Here is a 12,090-nt window from a genome sequence, read left to right on the forward strand (position 1 = left end):
GCCTCCCTTACGCCACCGCGCCGGTGGCGAGCGACGGCCCCTTGCGCACCAGGTCCGACACCTGGCCGTCGATGATGTGCACGTTGCGGTGGGTGCGCACGGCCAGTTCCGGGTCGTGGGTCACCATCAGGATGGTGGTGCCGGCCGCGTTGATCTCTTCCAGCAGTTCCATCACGCCGCGCGCCATCTGCGTATCGAGGTTACCGGTCGGCTCGTCCGCCAGCAGCAGCTTGGGAGAGCCTGCCAGCGCACGGGCGATCGCCACGCGCTGCTGCTGGCCGCCGGAGAGCTCGGCCGGGAAGTGCTTCATGCGCGAGGCCAGGCCGACTTTCGCCAGCGCGTCTTCGATGCGTTCCTTGCGTTCGGCCGCGTTGAAGCCGCGGTAGCGCAGCGGCACGTCGACGTTGTCGAACAGGTTCAGGTCGGGAATCAGGTTGAACCCCTGGAAGATGAAGCCGAGCTTTTCGTTGCGGAGGCGACTACGCGCGTCGTCGTTCATGCCCTTCACGTTGACGCCATCGAGCACGTATTCCCCGCTGGTGAATTCCTCGAGCAGGCCGGCGATGTTCAGGAAACTGGTCTTGCCGGAGCCCGAGGGTCCGGTGACGGTCACGAATTCACCCTGGTTGACCTGGATTTCGAAGCCGCGCAGCGCGTGGGTCTCGATCATGTGGGTGCGGTACACCTTGGAGAGCTTGGTCATGCGCAGCATGGGATGTCCTTTCAGGAGAGGTTCTTATTGACGATTGATGGCTTAGTTGATCGACACGCGGGCCGCGTTCTCGAAGGCGTCGGTGCCGGCGACGACGATCTTCTCGCCGGGCTTGAGGCCGTCGACGATTTCCACGGCCGAGATGCTGGTAGCGCCCAGCCGTACCGGTGTGCGTACGGCGACGCCGTCCCTGACGACATAGGCATAGCGTCCGCCTTCGCTTTCGACAAAGGGACCACGTGCCACCATCACGACGTTCGGTTTTTCCTCGATCAGCAGGCGTGCGGTGACGCGCTGGCTCTGGCGCAGGCCCTTCGGCTGGGCGCCATCGAAACGGACCCGCGCCAGCACCTGGTTTTTCACCACTTCCGGCGACAGGGCGACGAGCTTGCCGGTGGCGGTACCGGAAGGCAGGGCGATTTCGGCGGTCATGCCCAGGCCCATGTCGGACACATAGGTTTCCGGGACTTCGAGTTCGACTTCCAGGCGCGACAAATCGACCAGCGTCATCAGAGGCGCGTTCGCGGCCACCACCATGCGGTTCTGGACGTTCAGGGTGCCGATGAAGCCGTCGACCGGGGCGCGCACGGTCAGCTCGTCCACGCGGCGCTGGGCATTCGCCATCGACAGGCGCGCGCGCTCCATCTCGTTGGTCTTGGTGCGAATCGCCAGGGCCACGTCGTCGCCTTCGAGGTTGGCCGCCTGGGCCGCGTGCTTCGCGCGGATGCCGGCCGAGTTCAGGGCGTCCTTGGCCTTCTGGTAGTCGATCTTGGCGATCACGCCCACCTGCGCCACGCTGTCGTAGCGTTCCAGCGTGCGCTGGGCCGACAGGCGCTCGATCTCGGCGACGTCGGCTTCGCGCTGGGCCAGCAGCTTCTGCTTGCGCGACAGGATCTGCTGGCGCGCCACTTCCGCCTTCAACTGTTCGTAGGTCGACTGCTCGCGTTTCAGGGCGTCGGACAGGTCGGGCGACTCGAGGACGGCGAGGACGTCGCCCTTTTTCACCGTATCGCCGGCGGCGACCTTCAGGTTGACGGTGGCGGGCGCGGTCGAGAACAGGGTCGGGCTGACGGCGGCGACCACGCGGCCGTTGACGGAGGCGTCGCGCACCAGGTGCCGCGGCCGACTTCGGCGATGCGCAGGCGGCTGGCGCTGACGGCGTGTTCGCTGTCGCCCCAGCTTTTCAGCAGCAGGGCGGAGATGACGGCGAGGAGCACGACGCCACCGGCCAGCATCGCGCGGCGCTTGAATTTCTGGCCGGGTGGCGCGGCGACGACGGTGTCTTGATGGGAGGTATCGCGGATCATGGTGGTTTCAATAACGACGTGGATGCTGTCGTTGTTGCACGATCCGTGCCAGGGGTTAAGTCCTTGATTTCATTGGGGCACACGAAGCGCGGACGGGTGTCCGGGTGTCCGGACGGGGAGGTGCGTACGTACGCGGACACGGGTGTGCCCACCGCCGTGTTCACGCGGTGTGGGGCTGTTGCCTGTGCCGTTATCGGTCCGCATCATCCGCGTGGGCACGGGGTGCCCACCCTACAGGAGACGCTGCATATCGCAGTTCCGTATGATCTCGCTGATATCAGTGACCGTAGGGGTCATTGAGGCCAGTGGCCTTGATGACAGGTTCACCGGGCACCCGTGCCCACGCGGATTGGAGAGACCACGAACGGCACAGGCAACAGCCCCACGTCCGCCTGTGATCCCCAACGTCCGCCACCCTACCTGCGCGGCAGCGGCTTGCCCTTGTCGATCACCTCGCGGCAATCGCCGCGCATGCGCGCATTGTCGTAGTCGGCCCAGCCATAGCTGTCGACATAGCGTTTATGCGCCGTCAGCCGGGCGCTGGCGATGCTGCGCGTGGGGTCTTCGCCGGGATAGCGGATGTCGCCCAGGTCGACCAGCGTGTGGAATACGTTCTCGGTCGACAGGCGCGCCGCCCGGTGGGCGCGCAGTTGCGCCACCTTGGCGGGAAAGCGCGCGCCATACGCATCCGAATACCAGGCAAAGGCCGGCACATGGAACTCGTACTGGCTGTTGTGGCCATGGAAAACCTGGCGGCAGCTGCCGTCGAACAGGGTCTGCCCGTGGTCGGCCACGTACATCAGGGCCGCTGCCTTGTCCGTCTCCTTCAGGCGCCCGACCAGCTGGGCCAGGAACCAGTCGGTGTACAGGACCGAATTGTCGTAGCTGTTGTTCAGTTGCGGCTCGATCGCGTCGTCGGTCAGCACCGGCTTGTCCACCCCCAGCAGCGACGGCTTCCACTGGTCGAAACGGGCCGGATAGCGGTGCGCGTAGTTCCAGTGGCTGCCGATGGTGTGCAGCACGATCAGCTTTTTCGGCGCCGGGTCGGCCAGGGCGCGGCTAAACGGGCCCAGCAGCACCTCGTCGAGGCTCGGCTTCGTGTGCAGGCTGCCCAGGTTGAAAAATTCGGTCGCGTCGGCTTCCCTGGCGAACACCGAGACCGGCGTATCGAACTTGCCGAACGAGGTCTGGTTCGACAGCCAGTACGTCTTGTAGCCGGCCTCCTTGAAGGCGCTGAGGAAGGATTTTTCGCTGAAGCCGTCTTTCAGGCTCTGCATCGCCGGTTTGCGCGAAATGATGACCGGCACCGACAGGCGCGTTGCCGACACCGAGGTGATCAGGTCCTGCAGGGAGACCAGGTTCGTTTCCCGTGCCAGCAGCGGATTCGTCTCACGCGCATAGCCGTTCAGGCTCCAGCGATCGAAGCGGGCCGATTCGCCCAGCACCATCACGACGACCGCCGGCGCATTGCCTGGGTCGGCCTGGACGGCGTCGAAGCGGAAGGCGGCGCTGCGGCGGTCCAGCTCGGCGAGATAGACGCGTTCCTTGTAGAAGTCCTTGGCACGCGCCACCAGGCCGAAGGGCCAGGAGCGCGCGAAAGCCTCGGCCGGGAAGGGCAGCCGGGCCCAGTGCGGCAGGGGCGGCGCGGCACCGTGCACGGACGTGGCTGCGGCGGAAGCGGCACTGCCCGCCGGGTGCGCCCTGGCCGCGACCAGGTGCACGCCGGGTCGCGCCGTCCTGGCGGCGGCACGCTCGCCTGGCGCGACGCCGTAGCGCTTTCCATACGCGAACATGGCCACGGCCAGGACCAGCAGGCCCACCACCAGCCAGCGCGAGCGGTCGTTCCAGTCGAGGTCGCGCGTCGTCCAGGCTGCGCGCCAGCTGCTGCCCCACCAGGCCAGCACGCCGACGAAGACGGTCACCAGCAGCCAGGCGCGCCCACCGAGGAATTCCATCGCCTCCATCGGGCTGGTCTCGGCCAGGATGCCCAGGTGGTGGGTGGAGATGCCCTGGCCGTAATACAGGTACAGGTAGAGCTCGACCGGGAGCGCGAGGAAGGCCGGCAGCAGCAGCGGATGGAACCAGGCCGGACGCTTGAACACGGCCCACAGTGCCATCCAGCCGATCACGGCGATGCCGGCCAGCTGTCCCGGGCGCTCCAAAGGCAGGCCGAGCGCCAGCGGCAGGAAAGCGACCGCCGACAAGGCCAGGTAGCTCAGCAGCAGGTAGAGGTTGCGGGGGCGCAGCAGGGGGCGCGCTGCGGCAGGGGCGGGCGCGACAGGGCACGGCGCGGCGGGTTGAGCATGGAGGCAGAATAGTGGGCGACAAGAGGGGCAGCCATTATCCGGCCTTTATCACCGGAAAAGCTATTCCCTAGCTGCAAGAATTCCAACTGCATGCCCGTCAATTGTGTCATGACTACCACAGGAGCCCGCCTTTTCCTCCCCTGTAGCCACTGCTGCGACAGCAAATCGGTTGACCGCGTTTTGCGAGGAGTCTATACTCGCGAGTTCTCGATTTATTCTGCGGGTCGTATACGCATTCACAGCCGCTCCTTCGGTGAGTGGCTTTCGGCGCCTCGGCTGTCAGACCGATACGGGACTAGGTTTCAGTCCCCGGGCAAGCTTGCCCGGGTTATCAACTGTAGTACTTTGTTGGATTAGGAACGATGCCAACCATCAATCAACTGATTCGCAAGCCGCGCGTTGCCGCGGTTGTGAAGAGCAAGTCGCCGGCACTTGAAAACTGCCCGCAAAAGCGCGGTGTGTGCACCCGTGTGTACACCACCACGCCGAAGAAGCCAAACTCGGCACTGCGTAAAGTCGCCAAAGTGCGTCTGACCAACGGTTTCGAAGTCATTTCGTACATCGGCGGTGAAGGCCACAACCTGCAGGAACACTCGGTCGTGCTGCTGCGCGGCGGTCGTGTGAAAGACTTGCCAGGTGTGCGTTACCACATGGTCCGCGGCGCACTGGATACCCAGGGCGTGAAAGACCGTAAGCAAGCTCGCTCGAAGTACGGTGCGAAGCGCGCCAAGGCCGGCGCCAAGAAGTAATCATCTGCGGTCTCGGTCATATCGAGGTCACATATAAACGTTAAGTTGAGCCGGCCGGAAGGCCGAGTAAGTGAGTGGTCATGAGGGCCCCTCGCGAGTGCGGAACAAGCACTCAACTGAAGATAAAGGAATTGAAATGCCACGTCGTCGTGAAGTACCCAAGCGCGAGATCCTGCCAGATCCAAAATTCGGCAACACGGATGTCGCCAAGTTCGTCAACGTTCTGATGCTGTCCGGCAAGAAGTCGGTCGCTGAAAACATCATCTACGGTGCGTTTGAACATATCCAGCAAAAATCGGGCAAGGACCCGCTGGAAGTGTTCGCGGCCGCGATCAACAACTGCAAGCCGATGGTCGAGGTGAAATCCCGCCGTGTCGGCGGCGCCAACTACCAGGTGCCAGTGGAAGTTCGTCCGGTCCGTCGTATGGCGCTGTCCATGCGTTGGTTGCGCGAAGCCGCAAACAAGCGCAGCGAAAAATCCATGCCACAACGCCTCGGCGGTGAACTGATGGAAGCGGCTGAAATGCGCGGTGGCGCGATGAAGCGTCGTGACGAAGTCCACCGTATGGCTGAAGCGAACAAGGCGTTCTCGCACTTCCGCTTCTAAGCATTACGGGATAGTAGGGGTTTATTCCTGCAGGGTTCACCTCATCGGGTGTCCCAGTCGGGCGAACCCTGCAGCATCAGTTGTTCAGGCCGGGCACATTTTGACTCCAAGATGCCGCCCGGTTTTGTCCATTCAAAGATTTAGGAAAAATTATGGCACGCAAGACCCCCATTGAGCGCTACCGCAACATCGGTATTTCCGCTCACATCGACGCCGGCAAAACGACGACGACCGAACGCGTCCTGTTCTACACGGGCGTGAACCACAAGATCGGCGAAGTGCATGATGGCGCTGCGACGATGGACTGGATGGAGCAGGAGCAGGAGCGCGGCATTACCATTACCTCGGCAGCGACGACCTGCTTCTGGAAAGGTATGGCCGGCAACTTCGAGCCGCACCACATCAACATCATCGACACCCCGGGCCACGTCGACTTCACCATCGAAGTGGAACGTTCGATGCGCGTGCTCGACGGCGCCTGCATGGTGTACTGCGCAGTCGGCGGCGTGCAGCCACAGTCGGAAACCGTGTGGCGCCAGGCTAACAAGTACAAGGTCCCGCGTCTGGCCTTCGTCAACAAGATGGACCGTACCGGTGCGAACTTCTTCAAGGTCTACGAGCAGATGCGCGCTCGCCTGAAGGCGAATCCGATCCCTCTGCAGATCCCGATCGGCGCCGAAGAAAACTTCCTCGGCGTGGTCGACCTGATCAAGATGAAAGCGATCATCTGGGACGACGCATCGCAGGGCATGAAGTTCGACTACCGCGAGATCCCGGCCGAACTGGTCGATCAAGCCAACGAGTGGCATGAGAAGCTGGTCGAAACCGCCGCTGAAGCGTCGGAAGAGCTGATGAACAAGTACCTGGAAGAAGGCGAACTGTCGGAAGCCGAGATCAAGGCCGCCCTGCGCCAGCGTACCATCGCATCGGAAATCGTTCCGATGATGTGCGGTACCGCGTTCAAGAACAAGGGCGTGCAGGCCATGCTCGATGCCGTCGTCGAATACCTGCCGTCGCCAGTGGACATTCCACCAGTCGCCGGTACCGACGAGGACGACCAGCCGACCACCCGCCGCGCTGCCGACGACGAGAAATTCTCGGCGCTGGCATTCAAGATCATGACCGACCCGTTCGTCGGCCAGCTGATCTTCTTCCGCGTCTACTCGGGCATGGTCAATTCGGGCGACACCGTCTACAACCCGGTCAAGGGCAAGAAGGAACGCCTGGGCCGTATTCTGCAGATGCACGCCAACCAGCGTGAAGAGATCAAGGAAGTCCGCGCCGGCGACATCGCCGCTGCGGTCGGCCTGAAAGAAGCGACCACGGGCGAAACCCTGTGCGATCCTTCGTCGATCATCACCCTGGAAAAGATGGTGTTCCCGGAGCCCGTCATCCAGCAGGCTGTCGAGCCGAAGACCAAGGCTGACCAGGAAAAAATGGGCCTGGCGCTGAACCGCCTGGCACAGGAAGATCCGTCGTTCCGCGTGCGTACCGACGAAGAATCGGGCCAGACCATCATCGGTGGTATGGGCGAGCTGCACCTGGAAATTATCGTTGACCGCATGAAGCGCGAATTCGGCGTGGAAGCAACCGTCGGCAAGCCACAGGTTGCCTACCGCGAAACGATCCGCAAGGCCGTCACCGACGTCGAAGGCAAGTTCGTCAAGCAGTCGGGTGGTCGTGGTCAGTACGGTCACGCCGTGCTGTCGATCGAGCCGCAAGAGCCGGGCAAGGGCTTCGAGTTCGTCGACGCCATCAAGGGCGGTGTGATTCCTCGCGAGTACATCCCTGCGGTCGAAAAAGGTGTGCGCGAGACCCTGACCGCCGGCGTGCTGGCTGGTTACCCGGTCGTTGACGTGAAAGTCACCGTCACCTTCGGTTCGTACCACGACGTCGACTCGAACGAGAACGCGTTCCGTATGGCCGGTTCGATGGCATTCAAGGACGGCTGCCGCAAAGCATCGCCAGTCATCCTCGAGCCAATGATGGCCGTGGAAGTGGAAACGCCGGAAGACTACGCCGGTAACGTGATGGGCGACCTGTCGTCCCGCCGCGGTATGGTGCAGGGCATGGACGAAATTCCAGGCGGCGGCGGCAAGATCATCAAGGCCGAAGTGCCTCTGTCGGAAATGTTTGGTTACTCGACCTCGCTGCGTTCGGCGACCCAGGGCCGTGCAACCTACACGATGGAATTCAAGCACTACTCGGAAGCGCCCAAGCACGTGATCGACGCAATCGTCACCGCGAAAGCCAAGTAATAGAAATACGTGCCGCGGCGGGTGTCTGCCGCGGCTACAATAACAACACAGTAAATCGTTCTTTTAAAGGAAGATCAAAATGGCAAAAGGTAAATTCGAACGGACCAAGCCGCACGTCAACGTCGGCACCATCGGTCACGTTGACCACGGCAAAACCACCCTGACGGCTGCAATCGCAACCGTTCTGTCGAAGAAGTTCGGCGGCGAAGCTAAAGCATACGACCAGATCGATGCGGCTCCGGAAGAGAAGGCACGTGGTATTACCATCAACACCGCGCACGTCGAATACGAAACCGCGAATCGTCACTACGCGCACGTCGACTGCCCAGGCCACGCCGACTACATCAAGAACATGATTACCGGTGCTGCCCAGATGGACGGCGCGATCCTGGTGTGCTCGGCCGCTGACGGCCCGATGCCACAGACCCGCGAGCACATCCTGCTGGCGCGTCAGGTTGGCGTTCCTTACATCATCGTGTTCCTGAACAAGTGCGACCTGGTCGACGACGCGGAACTGCTGGAACTGGTCGAAATGGAAGTGCGTGAGCTCCTCTCGAAGTACGAGTTCCCAGGCGACGACCTGCCAATCATCAAGGGTTCGGCACGTATGGCGCTGGAAGGCCAGCCAGGCGAACTGGGCGAAGATTGCATCGTCAAGCTCGCTGAAGCCCTGGACACCTACATCCCGACGCCAGAGCGCGCTGTTGACGGCGCCTTCCTGATGCCAGTCGAAGACGTGTTCTCGATCTCGGGTCGCGGCACCGTCGTCACCGGTCGTGTCGAGCGCGGCATCATCAAGGTCGGCGAAGAAATCGAAATCGTCGGCATCATCGATACCGTCAAGACCACCTGCACCGGCGTGGAAATGTTCCGCAAGCTGCTGGATCAAGGTCAAGCTGGCGACAACGTCGGCCTGCTGCTGCGCGGTACCAAGCGTGAAGACGTCCAGCGTGGTCAGGTTCTGGCAAAGCCAGGCTCGATCAAGCCGCACAACCACTTCACCGGCGAGATCTACGTTCTGTCGAAAGATGAAGGCGGCCGCCACACCCCGTTCTTCAACAACTACCGTCCGCAGTTCTACTTCCGTACCACCGACGTGACCGGCTCGATCGAGCTGCCAGCGGACAAGGAAATGGTTATGCCAGGCGACAACGTGTCGATCACCGTCAAGCTGATCAACCCGATCGCGATGGAAGAAGGCCTGCGCTTCGCAATCCGTGAAGGCGGCCGTACCGTCGGCGCGGGTGTCGTTGCCAAGATCATCGCCTGATAGCGTTTGATCGGCGCATCGGGCCGCCCGCAAGGGCGTCCTGATCGTACAACAGAGGGGGCAGAATTTCGATTCTGCCCCCTCTGTTCAAGTAGGAACGGTGATATACTTCCGCTCCTTTGCAGTATGTAGCACCTGACAAATCATTGCCGGCCCCGAGCCGGTTCGCTCTTTTCTAAGGAAATCGCATGTCCGCTCCAAACCAGAAAATCCGCATCCGCCTGAAAGCGTTCGACTACAAGCTGATCGACCAGTCCGCACTGGAAATCGTCGACACCGCCAAGCGCACCGGCGCTGTGGTCAAGGGCCCGGTCCCACTGCCGACCCGCATCCAGCGTTTCGACATCCTGCGTTCCCCGCACGTCAACAAGACCTCGCGCGACCAGTTCGAAATCCGTACGCACCAGCGCCTGATGGACATCGTCGATCCTACCGACAAGACCGTTGACGCACTGATGAAGCTGGACCTGCCAGCTGGCGTCGACGTCGAAATCAAGCTGCAGTAATACTTTCCACGGCCAGCGCGGAGCGATCCGCGAGGCCAGGAACATCGGGGCCGGGAAGGGCCGCCATCTGGCGAAGCTTCCCGGCCCCGATGCCGTTTACGTCGCCCGTTCGTGTTCGCTGTCGACGGCCAGTGCGGGCGCCAAAACCGGCCGCAACGGTGCCTGCATATTGCCAAAATGCTATACTCTCCTGGGCTGCACAGCGGCAACCTGCCGCGCGGCCCGTCAAGGAGACGTGCATGCACAGTATTGAAGCCAGCTGGCGCGAATCGGCCGCCAAGCTGAACGACACCTCCTGGGTCACCCTGTTCGGCTACGCCTACGCGGCCTCCTTCACCGTCATGCTGCTGAGCATGGCCCTGCCTGCCCAGTGGCGCGAGGCCACGAAGGGGCTTCCCCTGGTGCTGCCCCTGCTGTTCCTGGTAGCCAAGGACCTGGCCCAGATTCCCGACGTCGCCATCCGCCTGCGCACGCTGCGCGCCCAGGGGGCCAACCCGCTACGCCTGCTTGCAGCCTGCCTGCCACCCGGCGTCATCGGCATGGTGCGTCTCGACCGAGCCATCTGGCGCGGTTTCTTTTTGCTGGCTGCGCCGCCAGCCGCAGCCGGCCCGCCCAGGCGGCGTCCAGCTCGGCTTCCAGGCCCAGGGCGCGTATTCGACCGTCATCGCCATCGGCCTGTTCGCCGTCCTCGTGGAGCTGCCGCTCGACGCCGCCATCCTGCCGCTGTTCCTGAAGGATCCCGACGAGTTGCGCACTATCCATCTCCTGCTCGGCCTGGGCAGCCTGTACAGCCTCGTCTGGCTGCTGGGCGATCGCTGGCTCGTGCGTGGCAGCTGCCACGTGCTCACCGACACCCATCTCGACCTGCAGGTCGGCGCGCGCGCCAGCGCCCGCATTCCGCTGGGCGGGGTGGAGCATGCGCAACTGCTGCGCGACTCCGTCGATGCGTGGCGCAAGGCCCATCCATGCCGACTGATGGAAAGGGTCTCGATCACGCCATTCGACAAGCCGAACCTGGTCCTGACGCTGCGCGCGGATGCCGGCTGCGCGATCGTGCACCACGGCGTGGTGCGCAGCGGAGTGCGGTATGTCTTCCTGTATCTCGACCGGCCGCAGCAACTGATTGCGGCCCTGGATGCGCGCCAGGAACCAGGAAAAAGCTGACCGGTTTCCAAGGACAGCGCGCCCGCGACGACAGCTCCCGCGCAAGGAGAACGGGGCCAAGCTGGGCGCGCGCAGGAAGCGAGCACGTTTTTATTGCGAGGAAGGAAAGCTGACGGACAGCCGGCCTACTGCAAATGGTCCAGCACCGTCGAGAATGCCGGCAGCGCCATCGCCATCGCTTTCTGCTCGAACGCTGGCGCCGTCAGCGGACCGGTCACCGTCTCGCGAACGGCTCCCTGCGGCGACCGCGTCGCCGTATCGACGATAAAATAGCTCGTCGTGCCGCGATTGCCTTCTGGATGCTGTTTCGCTACCAGGTAACGCCCGTCCCAGCCGACCGCGAACACCGTGCTGTCGACCAGCACATCCCAACTACCTTCGCCCTCGTCGCGGGCCAGCGAGACGTTTTCCGGCGTATCGATCCAGAGCAATGCATAGGGGCCGCCGCGCCATTCGACCCCGGAATCGAACAGACTGCAGGAACTCAGGAAGCCTGCCATGACAAGCAGCAGAGCGCGGCGCCAGGCTGTCATTGCCTCTCCTTTATGCGAAAGTGTCCGCCGGCCGCTTCTTCTTACTTTTCCCGACTGATCGTCTGCAGCAGCTTGAACGCTTCGCGTTCGATGGACGGCTCCGCAGCCGCCAGTTCCTTGCTTGCCAGGACATAGGCGGCGCGCTTGCGCTCCTTCTTCTCTTCCGGCGCTACCGATGGACGCGCGTATGGATCGACGAACTGGGCAGAGTGGTTGTAGCGCTTGTAAATGACCTGCTTGCCGTAGGGCGTGCCGTAGAAGCGCGTCATCTCGATGGCGGTATCCGCCGAAATCGCCTGTACCAGCTGCGGCGCCAGGCGCCGGTAGACCTCTGTCGCCGGCAGTTTGTCGAGCTTGGCGAACACGGCCTGGCGCTGCTCCTGGCTCGGGAAGCGGCTGCGGGCCGCGACGCCGCGCAGCACTTTTTCGACCTGCATCGCGCCCAGCAGATCCTGCACGGCCTGCACGTGGGCGGGACCGGTAACGGCCGCCTGTGCGGCGGTCGGCACGGAAGCGGCAAACGCAGGCGCCGCGGCAAGCAGCGACAGACCGAATACGGCGTGGACTACACACTTCATGGGTTCTTCTTTCAGGTGGGGTTGTCGTCGGCTTCCCGGCACGGATGCTCGAGTGCTCGACCGTAGCGATCATACCCTGCCGCCTCTCGACGAAAATGCG

Annotated in this window: 12 protein-coding genes; 6 read left to right on the forward strand and 6 right to left on the reverse strand. The window is 63.0% G+C overall.

What is annotated here, in order from left to right:
* Positions 1-7: 7 nt before the first annotated feature.
* The 4 genes from G4G31_RS05975 to G4G31_RS05985 form a co-directional block, all read right to left on the reverse strand.
* Positions 8-712, reverse strand: a complete 705-nt coding sequence (locus G4G31_RS05975) for an ABC transporter ATP-binding protein (protein WP_182990689.1) — start codon at positions 710-712, stop codon at positions 8-10.
* A 42-nt stretch (positions 713-754) separates the two neighbouring features.
* Entirely contained in the window at positions 755-1,822 is a 1,068-nt protein-coding gene (locus tag G4G31_RS05980; protein WP_229425404.1) for an efflux RND transporter periplasmic adaptor subunit, read from the reverse strand.
* A complete protein-coding gene (locus G4G31_RS25355) occupies positions 1,738-2,019 on the reverse strand; it encodes a hypothetical protein (protein ID WP_229425405.1) in 282 nt (93 codons plus the stop codon). Before G4G31_RS25355 ends, G4G31_RS05980 begins: the two co-directional genes overlap by 85 nt.
* Positions 2,020-2,435: 416 nt before the next feature.
* A complete protein-coding gene (locus tag G4G31_RS05985) occupies positions 2,436-4,223 on the reverse strand; it encodes a phosphoethanolamine transferase (protein ID WP_229425406.1) in 1,788 nt (595 codons plus the stop codon).
* Between the two features lie 464 nt (positions 4,224-4,687).
* Between G4G31_RS05985 and rpsL the strand changes: the two genes are divergently transcribed.
* The 6 genes from rpsL to G4G31_RS06015 all read left to right on the forward strand — a co-directional run bounded on the left by rpsL (position 4,688) and on the right by G4G31_RS06015 (position 10,879).
* A complete protein-coding gene (gene rpsL, locus G4G31_RS05990; RefSeq protein WP_056336781.1) occupies positions 4,688-5,074 on the forward strand; it encodes a 30S ribosomal protein S12 in 387 nt (128 codons plus the stop codon).
* A gap of 136 nt (positions 5,075-5,210) precedes the next feature.
* The gene (gene rpsG / locus G4G31_RS05995; protein WP_182990690.1) at positions 5,211-5,681 is read left to right on the forward strand and encodes a 30S ribosomal protein S7; all 471 of its coding nucleotides are present in this window, start codon (positions 5,211-5,213) and stop codon (positions 5,679-5,681) included.
* A 152-nt stretch (positions 5,682-5,833) separates the two neighbouring features.
* Positions 5,834-7,939, forward strand: a complete 2,106-nt coding sequence (fusA, locus tag G4G31_RS06000; protein ID WP_182990691.1) for an elongation factor G — start codon at positions 5,834-5,836, stop codon at positions 7,937-7,939.
* 79 nt (positions 7,940-8,018) lie between these two features.
* Positions 8,019-9,209 (forward strand): elongation factor Tu, encoded by a 1,191-nt coding sequence (gene tuf / locus G4G31_RS06005; RefSeq protein WP_182990156.1) that lies wholly within the window; start codon positions 8,019-8,021, stop codon positions 9,207-9,209.
* 188 nt (positions 9,210-9,397) lie between these two features.
* On the forward strand, positions 9,398-9,715 hold the full coding sequence (gene rpsJ, locus G4G31_RS06010) for a 30S ribosomal protein S10 (protein WP_036209000.1): 318 nt from the start codon (positions 9,398-9,400) through the stop codon (positions 9,713-9,715).
* A 507-nt stretch (positions 9,716-10,222) separates the two neighbouring features.
* On the forward strand, positions 10,223-10,879 hold the full coding sequence (locus tag G4G31_RS06015; protein ID WP_182990692.1) for a hypothetical protein: 657 nt from the start codon (positions 10,223-10,225) through the stop codon (positions 10,877-10,879).
* Between the two features lie 125 nt (positions 10,880-11,004).
* Here the strand turns inward: G4G31_RS06015 and G4G31_RS06020 are convergent, their stop codons facing one another.
* On the reverse strand, positions 11,005-11,412 hold the full coding sequence (locus G4G31_RS06020; protein ID WP_182990693.1) for a hypothetical protein: 408 nt from the start codon (positions 11,410-11,412) through the stop codon (positions 11,005-11,007).
* Between the two features lie 41 nt (positions 11,413-11,453).
* Complete coding sequence (locus G4G31_RS06025; RefSeq protein ID WP_182990694.1) at positions 11,454-11,990, reverse strand: hypothetical protein; 537 nt, start codon at positions 11,988-11,990, stop codon at positions 11,454-11,456.
* Between the last annotated feature and the right edge of the window lie 100 nt (positions 11,991-12,090).

It is taken from the genome of Massilia sp. Se16.2.3 (genome assembly GCF_014171595.1).
Taxonomy (GTDB): domain Bacteria; phylum Pseudomonadota; class Gammaproteobacteria; order Burkholderiales; family Burkholderiaceae_D; genus Telluria.

Excerpts from the sequence above, each read along its gene's own strand:
- G4G31_RS05975 (WP_182990689.1), bottom strand. The coding sequence starts at position 712 with ATGCTGCGCATGACCAAGCTCTCCAAGGTGTACCGCACCCACATGATC.
- rpsJ (WP_036209000.1), top strand. The coding sequence starts at position 9,398 with ATGTCCGCTCCAAACCAGAAAATCCGCATCCGCCTGAAAGCGTTCGAC.
- tuf (WP_182990156.1), top strand. The coding sequence starts at position 8,019 with ATGGCAAAAGGTAAATTCGAACGGACCAAGCCGCACGTCAACGTCGGC.
- fusA (WP_182990691.1), top strand. The coding sequence starts at position 5,834 with ATGGCACGCAAGACCCCCATTGAGCGCTACCGCAACATCGGTATTTCC.
- rpsL (WP_056336781.1), top strand. The coding sequence starts at position 4,688 with ATGCCAACCATCAATCAACTGATTCGCAAGCCGCGCGTTGCCGCGGTT.
- rpsG (WP_182990690.1), top strand. The coding sequence starts at position 5,211 with ATGCCACGTCGTCGTGAAGTACCCAAGCGCGAGATCCTGCCAGATCCA.
- G4G31_RS06025 (WP_182990694.1), bottom strand. The coding sequence starts at position 11,990 with ATGAAGTGTGTAGTCCACGCCGTATTCGGTCTGTCGCTGCTTGCCGCG.
- G4G31_RS25355 (WP_229425405.1), bottom strand. The coding sequence starts at position 2,019 with ATGATCCGCGATACCTCCCATCAAGACACCGTCGTCGCCGCGCCACCC.
- G4G31_RS06020 (WP_182990693.1), bottom strand. The coding sequence starts at position 11,412 with ATGACAGCCTGGCGCCGCGCTCTGCTGCTTGTCATGGCAGGCTTCCTG.